Annotated in this window: 14 protein-coding genes; 6 read left to right on the top strand and 8 right to left on the bottom strand. The window is 57.6% G+C overall.

All coding sequences use genetic code 11. From position 1 onward, the window contains the following. The first annotated feature begins 187 nt into the window (after nucleotides 1-187). Nucleotides 188-1,189: a lipoate--protein ligase gene (locus tag BMW84_RS12940; protein WP_091068988.1), complete on the top strand. Its 1,002-nt coding sequence runs from the start codon at nucleotides 188-190 to the stop codon at nucleotides 1,187-1,189. A gap of 14 nt (nucleotides 1,190-1,203) precedes the next feature. Then, nucleotides 1,204-2,166 (top strand): tRNA glutamyl-Q(34) synthetase GluQRS, encoded by a 963-nt coding sequence (gluQRS, locus tag BMW84_RS12945; RefSeq protein ID WP_091069739.1) that lies wholly within the window; start codon nucleotides 1,204-1,206, stop codon nucleotides 2,164-2,166. Between the two features lie 1,134 nt (nucleotides 2,167-3,300). On the opposite strand, the gene BMW84_RS12950 is transcribed toward gluQRS, so the two are convergent. From BMW84_RS12950 to BMW84_RS12960, 3 genes are read right to left on the bottom strand one after another with little or no spacing between them, the layout of a single operon-like run. Beyond that, complete coding sequence (locus tag BMW84_RS12950; RefSeq protein ID WP_091068990.1) at nucleotides 3,301-5,667, bottom strand: carbohydrate-binding domain-containing protein; 2,367 nt, start codon at nucleotides 5,665-5,667, stop codon at nucleotides 3,301-3,303. Between the two features lie 43 nt (nucleotides 5,668-5,710). Next, nucleotides 5,711-6,394: a DUF4956 domain-containing protein gene (locus BMW84_RS12955; RefSeq protein ID WP_091068992.1), complete on the bottom strand. Its 684-nt coding sequence runs from the start codon at nucleotides 6,392-6,394 to the stop codon at nucleotides 5,711-5,713. After that, nucleotides 6,387-7,130, bottom strand: coding sequence for a polyphosphate polymerase domain-containing protein (locus tag BMW84_RS12960; RefSeq protein WP_091068995.1), 744 nt, complete (start codon nucleotides 7,128-7,130; stop codon nucleotides 6,387-6,389). The genes BMW84_RS12955 and BMW84_RS12960 overlap by 8 nt, the downstream gene beginning before the upstream one ends. A gap of 298 nt (nucleotides 7,131-7,428) precedes the next feature. Between BMW84_RS12960 and BMW84_RS12965 the strand changes: the two genes are divergently transcribed. Both BMW84_RS12965 and BMW84_RS12970 read left to right on the top strand, forming a co-directional pair. After that, nucleotides 7,429-8,106: a response regulator transcription factor gene (locus BMW84_RS12965; protein WP_091068997.1), complete on the top strand. Its 678-nt coding sequence runs from the start codon at nucleotides 7,429-7,431 to the stop codon at nucleotides 8,104-8,106. Beyond that, entirely contained in the window at nucleotides 8,106-9,509 is a 1,404-nt protein-coding gene (locus BMW84_RS12970; RefSeq protein ID WP_091069000.1) for a sensor histidine kinase, read from the top strand. Before BMW84_RS12965 ends, BMW84_RS12970 begins: the two co-directional genes overlap by 1 nt. Nucleotides 9,510-9,599: 90 nt before the next feature. Here BMW84_RS12970 and BMW84_RS12975 read toward each other — a convergent pair whose 3' ends face one another. Further along, nucleotides 9,600-10,346 (bottom strand): metal-dependent hydrolase, encoded by a 747-nt coding sequence (locus tag BMW84_RS12975; protein WP_091069003.1) that lies wholly within the window; start codon nucleotides 10,344-10,346, stop codon nucleotides 9,600-9,602. Between the two features lie 171 nt (nucleotides 10,347-10,517). On the opposite strand from BMW84_RS12975, the gene BMW84_RS12980 reads away from it, so the two are divergent. Together BMW84_RS12980 and BMW84_RS12985 are read left to right on the top strand one after the other, a co-directional pair. Next, on the top strand, nucleotides 10,518-11,426 hold the full coding sequence (locus BMW84_RS12980; RefSeq protein WP_091069005.1) for a DMT family transporter: 909 nt from the start codon (nucleotides 10,518-10,520) through the stop codon (nucleotides 11,424-11,426). Between the two features lie 189 nt (nucleotides 11,427-11,615). Beyond that, nucleotides 11,616-12,419 carry a Cof-type HAD-IIB family hydrolase gene (locus BMW84_RS12985; protein ID WP_091069007.1) on the top strand — a complete coding sequence of 268 codons (804 nt, stop codon included), beginning with the start codon at nucleotides 11,616-11,618 and terminating at the stop codon, nucleotides 12,417-12,419. A gap of 637 nt (nucleotides 12,420-13,056) precedes the next feature. Here BMW84_RS12985 and BMW84_RS12990 read toward each other — a convergent pair. The 4 genes from BMW84_RS12990 to cysA all read right to left on the bottom strand — a co-directional run bounded on the left by BMW84_RS12990 (nucleotide 13,057) and on the right by cysA (nucleotide 16,990). Beyond that, nucleotides 13,057-13,638: a GNAT family N-acetyltransferase gene (locus tag BMW84_RS12990; protein WP_091069010.1), complete on the bottom strand. Its 582-nt coding sequence runs from the start codon at nucleotides 13,636-13,638 to the stop codon at nucleotides 13,057-13,059. A 208-nt stretch (nucleotides 13,639-13,846) separates the two neighbouring features. Beyond that, a complete protein-coding gene (locus BMW84_RS12995; RefSeq protein WP_091069012.1) occupies nucleotides 13,847-14,620 on the bottom strand; it encodes an MBL fold metallo-hydrolase in 774 nt (257 codons plus the stop codon). Nucleotides 14,621-14,818: 198 nt separating this feature from the next. Next, nucleotides 14,819-15,889: a sulfate ABC transporter substrate-binding protein gene (locus BMW84_RS13000; protein WP_091069014.1), complete on the bottom strand. Its 1,071-nt coding sequence runs from the start codon at nucleotides 15,887-15,889 to the stop codon at nucleotides 14,819-14,821. Between the two features lie 36 nt (nucleotides 15,890-15,925). Beyond that, nucleotides 15,926-16,990, bottom strand: a complete 1,065-nt coding sequence (gene cysA, locus BMW84_RS13005; RefSeq protein WP_091069017.1) for a sulfate/molybdate ABC transporter ATP-binding protein — start codon at nucleotides 16,988-16,990, stop codon at nucleotides 15,926-15,928.

Below are 16,990 nucleotides of genomic sequence, written 5' to 3' on the forward strand. Positions count from 1 at the left end.
GAATACCGGAGAGATGACTTGGCAAACGGCTGGTTTTAGCACAGAACTCGCCAGAAGAAAATCATAACCATCCCGGAAGCAGGAGTAACAATGAAAACGTGGGCTTCGGCTGGACATTTTGTGCAAAAACGGCTTTTCGATTAAAATAGATGCAGCAGTTCATTATGCACAAATCGGAGGAATCGTCATGCTCTTTATCGATAATACGGGGATTACGGATGCGTCCATCAATTTGGCCATCGAGGAGTTCGCGCTGAAGAATCTGCCCATGGATGACAGCTATCTGCTGTTCTATATTAACAGCCCGTCGATCATTATCGGCAAACATCAGAACACGATCGAAGAGATCAATCAAGAGTACGTCAAGGAGCACAACATTCAGGTCGTGCGCCGGCTCTCCGGCGGCGGGGCCGTCTATCATGACCTCGGCAACCTGAACTTCAGCTTCATTACCAAGGACGACGGCGAGTCGTTCCACAATTTCCTGAAATTCACCCAGCCGGTGATCGACTATCTGCGTTCCATGGGCGTCAATGCCGAGCTTAGCGGTCGCAACGACATTCAAGTCGGCGAGCAAAAAATTTCTGGCAACGCCCAGTTCTCCACGCGCGGACGGATGTTCAGCCATGGCACCCTGATGTTCAATCTCAATCTGGACGATGTACAGTCTTCCCTCAACGTGAATCCGGAAAAATTCAAATCGAAAAGCACCAAATCCGTGCGCAGCCGCGTCGCCAATATCAAGGAGCTGCTCGGCACGGAGATGACCATCGAGGAATTCCGCGCCGGCCTGCTGCGCTCGATCTTCGGCATGGAGCCGTCCGAGGTCCCGCAGTACAAGCTGACCGAGGACGATTGGGTCCGCATCAACGAAATTTCCAAAGAACATTACCAGAATTGGGACTGGAACTACGGTCTGTCGCCGAAGAGCAACGTGAAGCATTCCCGCAAATTCCCGGGCGGCCTGCTCGACATCCGCATGGACATCGAGGAATCGGTGATCAAGGACATCAAAATTTACGGGGACTTCTTCGGCGTGGGCGATGTAGTCGACGTAGAGAACGCGCTGCGCGGCAAGCGTTATGAAGAAGCCGAAGTGAGACAAGCCCTTGCGCATCTGGATCTGACGCATTATTTCGGCCGGATCGAACCGGAGGATGTCATCGGCCTGATCTTCCTGGAGGAATAGTGGCCGCTGCATTGATGCGCGGCCGATACGCGCCGTCGCCCTCCGGCCCATTACATATCGGCAATGCGCTCGCCGCGCTGATGGCCTGGCTGCAGGTCCGCCAGGCCGGCGGCACGTTCGTGCTGCGGATGGAGGACATCGACACGGCCCGCTGCCGTCCGGAGTTCGCCGCGGGCATCATGGAGGATCTGCGCTGGCTCGGGCTGGACTGGGACGAAGGCCCCGATATCGGCGGGCCGCATTCGCCGTACACCCAAAACGAGCGGCTGGCGCTGTACGGCCAGGCGCTGCAGCGGCTGGACGCCCGCGGCAGCCTCTACCCGTGCTACTGCAGCCGCCACGATTTGCTCGCCGCGGCGGCGGCCCCGCATGGGCTGGCCTCGGAGGGCCCGGCGTATCCGGGCACCTGCCGCGGGCTTTCGCCCGCAGAGGCCGAGGCGCGGGCGAAGCGCAAGACGCCGTCGCTGCGCTTCCGCACACACGACCGCGAGCTGACGCTACGCGACGGCATCGCCGGGACGCGCCGCGTCAATGCCGCAGCCGGCGGCGATTTCGTCGTCCGCCGGGCGGACGGCATCTTCTCGTACCAGCTGGCCGTCGTCGTGGACGACGCGCTGATGGGCATCACGCATGTGCTGCGCGGCGCCGATCTGCTCGACTCGACGCCGCGGCAGCTGCTGCTCTACGAGGCGCTCGGCTGGACGCCGCCGGCTTTCGCCCACATCCCGCTGCTGCTGGACCCGGACGGCCGGCGGCTCGCCAAGCGGCACGGCGGCATCACGCTCGCCGAGCTGCGCGAGGCGGGCGTGTCCCCCGCCGGCGTCGCCGGCTGGCTGGCCTGGGCCGGCGGCCTGCTGCCCGAGCCGCAGCCGCTGCTGCCGGCGGAGCTGGTCGGCCGCTTCGCGCTGGCCGCCATCCCAGCGGCCAACATCACCGTAACGGCCGAGATGCTGGAGAAGCTGCGCGCGGCAAGGTGACGGCCGCGGCGGGTTCGCGCGCATGACAGCGGCTTATGCGCGGGTGCTTATGCGGCAGGGATTTATGCGCAGAGGCTTATGCGGCAGGGGCATAAGCTGCAGCGGTTACCCTGCTGCTATAAACGGCCTAGGTGTTCCATACGCCGCCAGCGGCGGCATGGAACACCTTTTTTTGCATGGAAGCCGTGGATTTCAGTGTCTGGAGGCAGGCACTTTGGGGGCTCGCGGACGGGAGTTTAGTTTCTCCCCCAAGCCTTCAGAGGCTAACGGACACCAGAGCCGTTATTCGCCGAAATAACGGCTATTTCCCAAAACAACGGACCTAGGAGCCGCTATTTTGGGATAATCGCCTCAAAATCGCTCAAAAAGCCAAAATAACGGCGCTCATGTCCGTTAGCTCGGCCAATCCTTTGATTTCACAGCATTAACGGCTCTCATGTCCGTTAGTTTTGAAATCTTCTCTCCCACGAAGGTATGCCGCACAAAAAGATCGACTTTTGCGTATGCGAGACCGACGTTTTACGTCTGCAACTGCACGCTCCGCTCAAACAACCCCCTAGTTACTTCACACTCCCTTCAGCACGCATTCGCATAAACAGCCACGTCCCATCCTTTGCTGCAACAGCCTGCCCCGTTCAACCCCTAGTTACTGCACACTTCCTCATGCACGCATTCGCATATACAGCCACGTCCCATCCTTTGCTGCAACAGCCTGCCCCGTTCAACCCCCTGGTTACTTCACACTCCCTCCCGCATGCATTCGCATAAACCGCCACGTCCCATCCCTTGCCGCAGCCCCGGCCCCCATGCCCCGCCCAAACCCCTGGTTACTTCACACTTCCCCCTGCACATTTCCGCCTGAGATGATCAACCCTACTCCGTAGTTGTGAGCATCCAAGTGTACTCGTTCCTTCCATGCAGACTACGGGTTCCTCCCCCTCCATTGTGTCGGAGGCTCAAGAACATGATCCCATTGTTACCTCGCTGGGCCACGCCCAAAATCCCCCGGCAAATTCGCTTTGCGGTTTCTCGCCCACAAAGCAAAGAGCAGCGTCCCTCCAAATCTAGAGGATCGCTGCTCTTTATTTACGCTTGTAATTTGCCTGCTTCAAATTCGCGTGCGCCGACGCCCTCCTATTTACTCGTGGTTCCCGAGTCCGTCTTGCCGGTGCTGCCTGGCGCCGAGCCCGGGCCGGCGCCGCCATCCGGCGGAGTCATGCCGCCTTGTCCGCCTTGACCATCCGGTCTGCCGCCGCCTCTGCCACCCATGCCGCCTTGGCCCATTCCGCCTCCGCCGGTGGTAACGCCGGATTCATTCAGCCAGGTCATGCTGCCTGTAATCTCGAAGGCTACCACCTTCGTGCCGCCCTGGTAAGCCCCGCCTTCGTACAATCCGTTTTTTGCCGTTCCGGTGGCGCTGCCGCCGGTGTACAGGGTGTAATGGCCTGCCTTCAAATCAGGCGAGCTGATGACCACGGCGCGGTAAGCTTTGGACGGAGCGAAGGTAACCACAGTATTGCCGTCCGCATCTTCCAGATGAACCAGTTGTCCGGCCTGCTGATCGGTGAAGGTCATCGCCACTGTGTATTGGCTGGAGCTGTCCGAAGCGGCTTGCAGCATGCCCGCGCTGCCGGCCGCCACCAGGAATCCGCCCGTCAGTTCAAACGTGCCGTCGTAATCCAGCGTACCGTTGCCGTCATCCGTCGGGCCGTTCGCGATTACGGTGCCGCCGCTCATCACGATGGAGCCGTTCGAATCCAGGCCGTCGCCGTCCGCATTCACCTTCAATGTGCCGCCGGTAATCGTCAGCATGCCGTTGGACGCTCCGCCGCCCATAGGCCCTATTCCTTGAGCGGTTCCTTGAGCCGCACTGCCCGACGAGCCTGCTGCTGTTCCTGGCGCCGTACCATCCGCCGTGCCTCCAGCGGTTCCTTGCGCCTTACCATCCGTCACACCGTCCGCCGAGCCATCGTCGGCATCCGCAGATTCCGACGTTTCCGTCGTGCCGCCCGAAGCATTCACGCCGTCGTCCGAAGACGTTACGTCGATATCGCCGCCGGCAATATTGATGATGGCGCCTTCGATGCCTTCATAGCTTTTGACGATCTTGACGGTTCCGCCCGAGATTTGCGTCAGCACGTCGGCATGAATGCCGTCATCGCCGGCCTGAATGTCAAACGTCCCGTCGACAACCGAAACATTGCTGTTCGAATGCAGCGCATCATCCGCCGTGTCTAGCGTGAACGTGCCGCCGTTCACGGTCAGATCGGCACCGGCTTTCAGCCCCTTGGCGCTGTCCGACTCTGTGGTATCGGCTTCCACTTCATTTTCGCTCGTTCCGGTTGCCGCAGTCATAACCTTGGCATCCGCCGTCTTCACCGTAGCGGTCGCGCTTGCGCTGGCCGCCGTCGTCGAGGCGGAGCCGCCGTCGCCCGGCTGATCCTGCGGAACCGATGCCGAGGACTCGCCGTCCACCGCCGTCCCATCCGTCTGATCCTGGCCGCCGCGCATACCGCCGCCGAAGCCGCCCCCGCCAAAACCGCCGGGACCTTGCTCTTCGGCTCTTGCCGGAGCGTTGACGCTGCCGCCGCCGGTCACCAGATCAAAGGTGCCTCCGTCGATAACGAGTGCTTTTTCACTGTGTATGCCGTCATTTTCAGCCGTGATGTCAAAGGTCCCGCCGGCAATGGCGATGAACCCTTTGTCCTCGTCCTTGTCGTTGGTCGACTTGATGCCGTCGCCGCCCGCTGCAATCGTGATGCTGCCGTCCTGAACGCCAACCAAATCTTTGCCGACGAGACCGTCGTCCTTGGACTTCACTTCAATCGTGCCCGAGACAATTTTTAGGTCGTCCTTGCTCGTAATGCCGTCATTGTAATTGGCGTTCACTGTCAGCTTGCCGCTGCCGTTGAAGGTCAGGTCGGCTTTACTGAAAATCGCGGCGCTAGGCTCGTCGCTGTCAGCGGCAAGATTGTATTCCGCGCCGTCGGTAACGGTATTGTCCGTGCCGTCAGCCAGCGTCACCACTACCTTGCCTGCTTCTTGAATATAAATCGGCGCATTGTCTTTGCTTGTGATGGATGCGCCGTTCAGTACGAGATGCACGGTGCCTTTATCGGTGTTGTTGACAAGGATCTGCCCGTTGTTCAAGCTGCCGCTGATGACATAGGTTCCTGCTGCGGTAATGGTTACCGTGCTGCCCGATGCCTCCGCGCCGGAGCCGCTGACGCTGGCGCTGGCGCCGCCTAATGTAATGGCTGTCGAAGCATCGGCACCCCAGGAAGTGTTCGTGTCGTCTTCGTCGTATTCAACCAGATCGCTCGCCTTGACCGGAGTAATCGTTGCCGTGATCGGCGTAGCCGCGGAGGTAAGCTGCACGGCAGAAGAGGTTGCCCCGCTGCCCACCGAAGCCGTCGCATTATTGCCTGCCCCGCAGGCTGTCATGGCGGCCGCCAGCAGGAGCACCAGCCCCAATTTACTGCCTATCATAAATTTGCTCATTGTCATCATCCCTTCGTTTGTAGGTCATGTGTAAAGCCCGGAATCAATATTCAGCCACAGTTGGCGTCATCGTCAGCGACAGGTCCAGATTGCCGTTGCGGGTGCGGATCATGTCGAGAAAATCCTTTTGGTTCGTCGTTTCGCTGAACGTTACGCTGTAGACCAGCTCGTACAGGCTGCCCAGCTCGGTGGTGCGGATTTTGCGCAACTCGTAGGTTACGCCGAATGTTTCAAACACTTCTGCAAAAGCTTCCTCATACCCAAGGCTCTCCGGAATCGTTACCTTGAGTGTCTTCTGCACCGTCTTGGCGGCGCCGAATCTCAGCTTGTTCAGCACGAACATCACCGCGCACAGCGCCAGCGTAAAAAGCACCGCGTAACCGAAAGCGCCGACGCCGCAGGCCAGGCCGGAAGCCATCGTAAACAAGACATACGTAATATCCTTCGGATCGCCGGGCGCGCTGCGGAAGCGGATAATTGAAAAAGCGCCGGCCAAGCTGAACGCCCGGGCCACATTGCTGCCGATCAGCAGAATGATAATGGCGACAATCACGGGCAGCAGCACCATGGTAAGGGTAAAGCTTTGCGAATATCCCGCAGGGCTTGTTTTCATATAAGTCAGACTGATGATCGCCCCGAGAGCCAGCGCCACCACAATCGTAATCATCGCATCGGTAAACGTCAGGTCGGCGCTCGTCAGCGCCACATTAAAAATCGAATCAAGCATACAGGACACTCTCCCTCTCGCATTTGCTGTCTTTCAGCATCTGTTTATATTCATTTCCGTATTTGGAAAAGCTGGTGCGGTACATCTGGTGCTCGGACAGCATTTTAGCCAGCCAGACCGGAATCGTCTTCTCGGCCTTCACTTCCATCAGCCACTGCCCTTCCGGCATCAGCAGCTGCCCGTAGGTGCCGTTTTCCAGCTTTAGATCATACCGCCGGCTGCGGATGTTGGTATCGAAGGTGATCCGGAGATCGCGGTTATTTTTGCAAAACATCGCTTTGCGGTCATAAGAGAGATACACTTTCGGCTTCAGCTCGTAACGGGAGAGCAGGTATTTGATTTCCTCGATGACCTGTTTATTCATATAGTCCTTGTACTCCGGCTCAATCCCGGTGCGGACAAATTCGTACGCTTCGTTCAGCTTCAGCGACGTTCTGCGTTTGTTGACAAGGCCGAACACTTTTTTCTTGATCTCCAGATAGACCTTGGAATCGCCGCCCGGTACGCCGTAAGCCCGGAGACGAAGCTTTTCTTTGTATTTCGGTTTGGCCAGGCTGCTCCGGATCAGCGAGTCATGCTCCGTGTCGTAGTACAGGTTCGTAATGGAGTAAAACTCATGCTGTTGGTTGTAGGCGTCGAGTTCCATGTAATCCAGCAAGTCGCAATAGAGCTTTTGGTAGGCGGCGTGGTCGAATACGTATTTGTTCTCATATCGGTTGAATACTTCAATCGCCATAGGTTTCAGATCCTTTCTGTCTGGTTGTTCGGGTGTTCCCCTCTTGCTCATGTCTGTATCTTAGCGTCCGAACCTTTAACGAATCTTAAATAGAATTTACATTGCGAAAATCCATTTAACACTCCGTTTACAATCAAGGAAGAAATACCGGAGCTTTCGGAATGTGCAAAAAACGGTTAAAATGACGGGGAAGATTTCAGCCTTGCATTATAATGAAGCCGGACGTAGCCGGTTAAGGTTGGCTAAAGGTACGTTTGCTACACTGCATTCAAGACAACGAAGGAAGGGGCATACGCCCATGAGAATATTGATTGTGGAAGACGAAGTGCATCTGGCGGAGGCCGTGACTCAAATTTTGAAAAAGAATAACTACTCCGTCGACGCCGTCCATGACGGCCGGACCGGGCTTGATTTTGCGCTGAGCGGCATTTACGACCTGCTGCTGCTGGATATTATGATGCCGGAGCTGGACGGAATCGGCGTGCTGCAAAAGCTGCGCGGCAAAGGCATCGCCACCCCTGTCATTTTCCTGACCGCCAAAGGCGAAATCAGCGACATGGTGGCAGGACTCGATTACGGGGCGGATGATTACATCGCCAAGCCGTTTTCGACGGAGGAACTGCTGGCCCGGATCCGGGCGGTCATGCGCCGCAGAGGCGAGGTGCTGCCCGAGGATGCGCTGAAGTTCGGCGACCTGGAGCTGAATACGACAACGCTGCGCCTGGCGGTCAAAGGCAAGGATATGAAGCTGAATCTGAAGGAAAGCGAGCTGCTGGAGCTGCTGATGACGCGGCGGCAGTCGGTGACGTCCAAGGAGCAGATTATTGAGAAGCTGTGGGGCTTCGATTCGGAGGCAGAGCATAACAATGCGGAGGTGTACGTTTCGTTTTTGCGGAAAAAGCTGACGTTTCTCGGCTCGGAGGTGCGGATCGGCACGATCCGGGGCGTGGGCTACGTGCTTGAGGTGAATGCGTAATGTTCAAACAACTCCGCAATCGCTTCCTCATCGTCAATCTCGTCACCATCTCGATTACCATGCTGGCCGCCTTCGCCGCGATTTATGTCATTACCTATCAGGATGTGGCGAACGGCATCCGGACAGACCGCGAGCGGATTATGGAGCTGTATCAGGTTCCGCGCGGCGGCGACCGGCCATACGGCGAGAATGCCGCGGACGGAGAGACGCCTGCCGGAGCGACGGGCGGCGGAAGTGCCGCCGGAGATACCCAGGGCAGCGCAGCGGGGTCCGGTGCCGCGGCAGAAGGCGGCGGCTTTGCCGGCGGCGCGCCCGGCGGCGGCAAAGCAGGCGGCATGCACCAGGGCGGCGGCAGGGGCGGCCTCAACTCGCCGCCGCCGGAACGTTTTGTGTCGTTCATGCTGCTTACCGACAATGACTGGAACATCAGCGTCAAGGATTCGCAGATGACGATGGACGACAGCCTGTACACCGAAGCGCTCGGGAAAGCCAAAGCGCTCGGCACGAACACCGGCGAATTCACGATGGACGGCAGCCGCTGGACCTTCGAGAAGAAGCAGACCTCGCTGGGCTACATGCTGGTCTTCCTGGACATTACCGCCCAGCGCGATATTTTGACCAGAATGATCTATACCTTTTCGGCTGTCGGCATTGTCATGCTGGTTATTTTATTTTTCTTCAGCCGTTATTTCGCCAATCGCTCGATTAAGCCGGTCCGGGAAGCCTTCGAGAAGCAAAAGCAGTTTATCGCCGATGCTTCCCACGAGCTCAAAACGCCGCTGGCCGTCATCAACACCAATGCCGACGTACTGCTCGCCAACCGCGAGGACACCATCGGCGCGCAGGCCAAATGGCTGCAGTATATCAAGTCGGAAACCGGGCGAATGGCCAAATTGACCAGCGATTTGCTCTACCTGACCGAAATGGACGATTCCCGCATAGGTCCACTGCATGCTCCTTTCGATATGAGCGACGCGGCGATGGACATCATCCTGACGATGGAAGCGGTGATCTTCGAGCAGAATGTCATGCTCGACTATGATATCGCTCCCGATGTTACCGTAAACGGCAACCGCGAGCAGATCAAGCAGGTGGTCATGATCCTGCTCGACAATGCGGTGAAATACTCCGGTCCCGGGGGCCAGGTGAATCTGACGCTCAAAAAACAGCAAGGCGAAGCGCTGCTTGCGGTGTCCAACACCGGCGACGGCATCGCCCCGGAGCATCTGCACCGGATCTTCGACCGTTTCTACCGCACCGATACCTCCCGCTCGCGCAAGCAGGGCGGCCACGGCCTTGGCCTTGCCATTGCCAAATCGATCATCGAGCAGCAGCATAAGGGCAAAATTTATGCTAAAAGCCAGCCGGGCGGGCTGACCACGTTTTATGTGCAGCTGCCGTGAACTACCATCGGTAAAATAAAGAGGGTATACGTCTTCGCCGTTACTGCGGCGAATTCGTATACCCTTTCATTTGGTAAGGCAGATGTAACGTTAGTTTGGCAATACAAACGTATACAGCAGCAGCAGGACGGTCAGCAGCACGCAGACCTTCTCCACCGCTCCGCCCCGCTTCGTGCCGGTGCTCATCAGCTTCAGCCGCAGCTTGAATTCGAGCGGCGGCAGCGGCGTAATGCCGCGCTGGGTCAATGCATCGCACAGCAGATGCATGAGATACGCCAGGCCGCCGGCGAGCCAAAGCTGCGGCGGCGCACCGCCCGGCTGCAGCAGCCCCGGGCCGGCGCCGGGCATTCCGCTGCCTGCGGCGTACAGCAGCAGCGTCCAGCCGGCCAACGCATAAAAGGTATGCGTCAGGCCGCGGTGAGGAACGATCGTCGCCAGAATCAGTATCCCCGCGGCGACGAAGTTCCAGGGATGCAGCGCCTCGGCGAAGGCCATCAGGCCGACCGCCGACAGCAGCATGGCGAGCTGCCGGAGCCGCCGGCCCGGCAGGATGCTCGTGCTGGCGATCAGCAGCGCCAGCGCCAGGTTCCAGGGCCACGCCAGGCCGCCCTGCCAATAGACCAGGCCTGCTGCAGCCACCAGCAGCAGCTGCAGTAGGCGGATCAGCGCGGCGGGCAGCGCGCCGCGCACGAGCATGGAGTTCGGTTCGTCGATATCCGGCAGCAGCGAGCTGACTGCGGCGACGGCGACGACCGGCAGCGTAATCTCCTGCCCAAGCAAGCCCATCACCGACAAGGCTACGCCGGTACCGATCACCAAATGCGATTTGCCCATCATCTGGCAGCCGCTCCTTTCTAAGATGTCGTCAATTATAGGAACAAGTGTACGGCTTTCGCATTATACCAACGCTTCATCGTTTTGTCTAGCGAACATGCTTGTCGTTCCCGGGGTTTTAGGATACAATTTGGTCAACTTGCCACACTTTAGCCGAAGAAAGGATGACCGCTCTTGAGTCGCTCCCGAATCGCCGATCTGAGTCTGCTGGCGGTTGCGATGATGTGGGGATGCACGTTTCTGATCGTGCAGCATGCGGTCCGCGTGCTGCCGCCGCTGGCCTTTAACGGTATCCGCTTCATTGGCGCTGCACTGCTGCTCGGGTTGATTACGGCGGTCTTTTACCGGCAGGAATGGGGACAACTCAGCTTCCGCATGGTAGGCCATGCGCTGCTGCTGGGCCTTTTTTTATTTATGGGCTATGCCTTCCAAACGGTTGGCCTCCTGTACACGACTACGTCGAATACCGGATTTATCACCGGTCTATCCGTCGTTTTAGTGCCATTCCTCTCTTTATTGCTGCTGCGACACGCCATTTCGCGGTATACTTGGATAGGTGCGGCGCTGGCGGCAGCGGGTCTGTACCTGCTGACATTCACCGGCTCCGCCTTGTCGCTGAACAAAGGCGACGGCCTGGTGCTGCTCTGCGCGATTGCTTTTGCGCTGCAGATCGCCTATACCGGCATATATGCGCCGCGTTATCCCGCGTTGCCGCTGGTCACCCTGCAGCTTGCGTTTGTCGGCGTACTGAGCATCGCCGCGTCGCTGCTCGTGGACGGCAGCGGTCCGCTGGCCCGCAGCGGCGAGCTGCTGCAGGACCCGAAGGTGCTGTGGGCGCTGCTCATCTCCGTCGGCCCGACCAGCGCGTTCGCCTTCTGGATTCAGACGGCGTGCCAAAAGTACACCACCCCGGCCCGGGTGGCGATTATTTATTCGACCGAACCGGTATTTGCCGCTGCAACCGGCCTGCTGTTCGGCGGGGAGACCCTCGGCCTGTCGGCTGCCGCAGGCTGCGCCTGCATTCTCGCGGCAATGCTGATCGCCGAGCTTAGCCCCGAACCCCGGAGCAACGCTCCGGAGTAGAGAAAGCCTGTGCTTTCAATAGCTTAGGCTACACAAAAACCAGGCTTATGCTTCCGATGCAAGTTTTTGTACGAAGCTGTTCAAGAAGCATAGGCTACACAAAAACTAGGCTTATGCTTCCGATGCAAGTTTTTGTACGAAGCTACTCGAAGAAGCATACGCTACACAAAAACTTTTAGGAGAGAAACCATGTACAAACTGATTGCCATCGACATCGACGACACGCTAATCAACGACGACAAAGAAGTAACCCCGGGTACACAGCAAGCGCTGGAAGCGGCTGTCGCCGCCGGCGTCGTTGTTACCCTCGCTACCGGACGCGCTTATGCCTCAGCACAGGCGATTGCCCGCCAAACCGGACTGAACGTGCCGATTATTACGTATCAAGGCGCGCTGGTCAAAAACCTCATGGACGAAAAAGTCCTCTACGAACGTTATGTGCCGCAGGACGCAGTGCGCAAGCTGTTCGCATATTGCGTGGAACATGATCTGCATCTGCAAACCTACATCGACGACAAGCTGTACGCCCGTGAAGAAAACCAAAAGCTGAAAGACTATTCGACGCTCAACCGCACACCGTATTTCATCGAACCGGACTGGGAGAAGCTGGTCCCGCAAAAAACGCCGAAGATGCTCATCATCGACGATCCTGACTTCCTGGACGAGCTGGCGCCAAAGCTGCGCGAGCTGCTTGGCGATGCCGTGCACATCACGAAGTCGAAGCCTTATTTCCTTGAAATCATGCACAGCGAAGGCACCAAAGGTCTGGCTCTGGAGTTCCTTGCGTCCCACTTTGGCTGCGAGCTGTCGGAGACGATCGCCATGGGCGATTCCTGGAATGACCATGAAATGCTGGAAGCCGCCGGCCTGGGCATTGCCATGGGCAACGCCATCCCTGCGCTGAAAGAAATCGCCGACTTCATCACCCTCAGCAACAACGAAGAGGGCGTCAAATACGCAATCGATAAGTTCATTCTGCACACAGAGCAATAAGCCATCTGAAGGGTAGTAGTTGTAGGGCGACTGTCGTTGTGCCTCTGCAGTTCAGTGACTAGTTTGTTTTAGTCGTTTGAAACCAGCTGCCGAGTGTTACGGACATGAGCGCCGTTATTTGCGTCATTTTGTGCTTTTTCAGATTCTAACGGACATCAGAGACCTTATTCTCGCCATTTCACCCGTTTAGGCAGCATTGGGAGGGAAATAACGGCGCTCATGTCCGTTAGTTTGGGAAATAGCAGGTTTTTTGACGAATAGCGGCTCCTGTGTCCGTTAGGTTCGGGCCTGCGCCATGTACGGCATTTTACCCGGGACATCAGCACTTACACATCCGTGCTCACGTCTCCGTACTCACGGTCCAGTGATCATGCTTCAGCGATTAGCAATTCATCCACACTTAAGCATCCGGCCTCACTCTCCGTACTCACGGTCCAGTGATCATGCTTCAGCGATTAGCAATCCATCCACACTTAAGCATCCGGCCTCGCTCATAAGCACTCACGCATCCGCAATCACACCACACCCTGGGCCAAGCATCGCCCTCTATAAACCCAAAAGGCCGTCCGGCTTAAGCCGGACGGCTTTTTTTTTCAGAAAGAACCCTCGCAGGCCCTCTCTTTCGGATCACATTCTTCTAGAAATCCTGCCCGCGCACCTTCGCATACACAAGGCTGTCCTGCAGCTCACCGTCTATGCCTTTGCGGTTGTTGCGCAGCACGCCGTCCAGCTTAAAGCCGGCCCGTTCGGCCACGGCGGCGCTTTTACGGTTTTTGCCGCTGCAGCGGATTTCGATCCGGTTTGCGTCAAAGTCACGCGCCAGGAGTTCGGTCAGTTTGTTTACCGCTTCCGCAATATAACCTTTGCCCGAACACGAGGTGCGGATCCAGTAGCCGATCTCGAAATTGCGCAGCTCCCAGTCAATCGTATGTGCCCCGCTGCAGCCGATAAAGGCTCCGGTCTGCTTGTCGTACAGCTGCATATGCAGCTCGGTCCGCTCCAAATAACGGACCCGCGCTTCGCGGACATATTGTTCCGATTGTTCCGGCGACGGCATCGGGTGGACAAACGGCATCCACGGAGCCAGCGCTTCGACACTCTCCGCCATGGCCGCATTCATTTCAGCGCCGTCTCCCGGAAGCGCCGTGCGGATGAACAGCCGCTCCGTTTCAAAGCTTTCCGGAAAATCCAGCATGATGGGTGGGACAGGTGCAGACATCGGATAACCTCCTAATGTAGCAGTTTCCTGCTTTTGAATAAAATTATCCATAGATTACCACATGAGCTTCAGCCGTGTCTGCTACAAAAGTTTGAACGACGAATTTGACAACCCGCAACTTATGCCCATGATATCCAATATCCCTCATCCCCTGAACCGCCGAAAGCGAAATGATCCGTCGTTATAACGCTCTGGCATCAATTTCCCCCTACCCGCCCAGCGGCAGCTTCATTCCCGTAACGGCCAGCGTTACCTGCTGAGGCAGCGAATAGCTTTTCCGCAAATCCACGTCATGCGACATATGCGTATATACCGCCTGCTTCGGCTTCACCAGCTCCAGCAGCTCCGCCGCTTCCTTCATATCATACACCGACCGGGTCGAAAGCTCGGCTTCCTCATGGTAAAAGCTCGTACCGAGCACCAGCAAATCGGCGCCGTGCATATGCTTCGTCTCCTCCGGTCCGAGCGAGATGGAATCCGGGCAGTAGACCCAGGTGTAGCCGTTTTTGCTCAGCCGATAGGCGTAGGAGTAGCCGTTTTTTCCGTGATTGACCCTCCAGGTGATGATGTCCCAACCGTTCAGCGTCAAGCCATCGTCGCAAGGAATCATGTCGATATGGCCGCCCAGCCACGGATACTGGCGCTGAATAACGGGAATAACCTCTGCCGGTGCATACAGCTGCCCCCGGTAGCCGCTCCAGCGGCATACATCCGCCCACTCCGGCAATCCGCCGATATGGTCAAAATGCGGATGGGTCACCAGCAGCGTACGCATCTCGCGTAAGCCCAGCAGCTCCATCTGGCGCCGCCAATCCGGCCCGCAGTCGATGACCCAATGCTCGTTGCCTCCCTCAATCAATACGGAAGAACGCAGCCGATTGTTGGTTCCGCTTGTTCTCGCCTCCATACAAACCGCACATTCACAATACATCCGCGGCACGCCCATGGCGTCGCCCGTTCCGAGAAACGTTAATGTATCCATCGGCCAGCCTCCATCCTGATATTCTCTATACGTCCTATTCCATTATAAACTGCCCCGCCGCGCAAAATAACCCCATAGGCTGGGGCTTGGCTTCGAAGTTTACTCAGGTACTTTGCGGGACCCCGAAAAATATAGACTAAACTTTATAAAAGTAAAAAAAGAAGCCGCCCGCACAGTCTCCTGCGCCGGGACAGCCTCTTAGATTCCCGCAAGCACCTGATACCAGACCCCGCGTTTGGAATACAGCGTATTCCGCACCTCGTCCCAGCCTCCAAGGTACTGAATATCGAACAATCCCGCAGGTACCGGGTAACGGTCTTTATGCTCGGCAAGCACCGTCTGGTCGACCGGACGGAAGCCGTATTTGGCAAATACCTCCTGCGCTTCGCGCGTGCTCATAAAATCCACCAGCGCCTCCGCCGCCTTGGTCGTGCCGTGCTCCGCAGCATATTTATCCACCACGGCGGCCGGGTTTTCGATCAGGATCGTGTCTTCAGGCAAAATCACTTCGTATTTCACGCCCTGGGCGATCCGGGCCAGCAGCTCGTTCTCATACGTGACGATAACATCGCCGACGCCGTACTCGAAAGCCGCCATGGAGGCGCGGCCGCTTTTATCGAGCGATTCGATATTGCGGTGGATCGACTCCAGGAACGCTTTGGCGGCAGCCGGGTCCTTCCCCCCGGTCTCCTCCTCCGATTGCTTCAGGCCGGCTCCGTAAATGGCATTGATATCCCACTGGGCACCGCCCGAAGTCTTCGGATTGGGGTAGAGCACCTTGACGCCTGGTTTGGCCAAGTCGGCAAAGTTGTGGATGTTCTTCGGATTGCCTTCCCGCGTCCCAAGCGCAACGACGGAACGGGTAACCATGCCCTCTGCGCCATGCGTTTTCCAGTCTTTATTCACCAGCCCGGCTTTCACCAGCTTGTCGACATCGCCTTCCATCGCCAGCAGGGTCACATCGGCTTCAAAGCCGCCGACGATCGCCCGTGCCTGCGTTCCCGAAGCTTCGTACGATTCCTGAAAAACAACCGTCTGCCCCGTCTCCGCTTTCCACTTCGCGGCAAATAACGGCAGGATTTCCCCCATCGCATCCTTCGCGACGCTGTAAGCGCCGACGACGAGTGTGACGTCGCCCTTGGGTGCGACGGGCCCGGTAGTTCCCTCAGCCCCGTCATTCCCGCATCCTGCGGCGGTTATCGTAAACAATGCCAGAATTAAGGCAGCCAGCCATCCGTGCAGTTGTCTGCTCCCTTTGAAAAGCCCCATACCGGCCACACATCCCTTTAGTTATAAAATAAGCGATTAGATAAATACCGGCATCGGATCTTCCTTCAAGCCGTTCTCCTGGATCCAGCTGCGCTCGTCGTTGAACAGATAGGCGCGGTGCACCAGCACGGCGATTTCCTGTCCCGGCTGCAGCGTCTCCTTCTCCAGCGAGCGGTACGTCGACAGTTTGTGTCCGCCAACCTCAACTTCGATCAGCCATTCGCTGCCGCGGAAATGCAGATGCTTCACCACGCCCTGCACCGTGGCCGAAGCCATTTTGAATTCATGCAGATGGCCGACCTCGATATATTCCGGACGGATCAGTGCTTTGGTCGGCTTGCCGCCGCCCGCATTCGCAAACCCCTTCAGTTCGGAAGCATTTTCGATCAAGGTCGATTCGCCGATAAACGTCGCCACAAACGGCGTTTTCGGCGCTTTATAAATATCCCATGGTGTCCCTTTCTGTTCGAGACGCCCCTGATTGATGATCATGATTTCGTCGGCGACCTCAATCGCCTCATCCTGGTCATGCGTAACAAAAATCGAAGTGATGCCGACCCGCTCGATCAGGTCGCGCAGCCAGGAGCGCAGCTCCTGACGGATCTTGGCGTCGATGGCCGCAAACGGCTCGTCGAGCAGCAGAAGCTGCGGCTCCGGCGCGAGCGCCCGGGCAAAAGCAACGCGCTGGCGCTGCCCGCCGGAGAGCTGATGCGGGTAGCGTTTTTCAAACCCCTTCAGGCCTGTAAGCTCCACCAGCTCCATCACGCGGTCCTTGATATGCTGTTTATTCGCTTTCTTGACCTTCAGGCCAAACGCGATATTCTCATAGACGGTCATGTGCTTGAACAGCGCATAGTTCTGGAACACGAAGCCGATCTCGCGCTCCTGCGGCGGCAGCTGGTTGACGGTTTTGCCGTGGAACACAATCTCGCCGCTATCCGGGTTCTCCAGGCCCGCCAGCATCCGCAGGATCGAGGTTTTGCCGCCGCCGCTTGGGCCGAGCAGGCCGATCAGATGGCCTTTGGTAATCCCGAAGCTTACGTCCTTCACCGCATGGAAATCGCCAAAATGTTTATTCAGTCCCCGAACTTCCACATGCAT

The organism is Paenibacillus sp. NFR01, assembly GCF_900111565.1.
Classification (GTDB): domain Bacteria; phylum Bacillota; class Bacilli; order Paenibacillales; family Paenibacillaceae; genus Paenibacillus_AQ.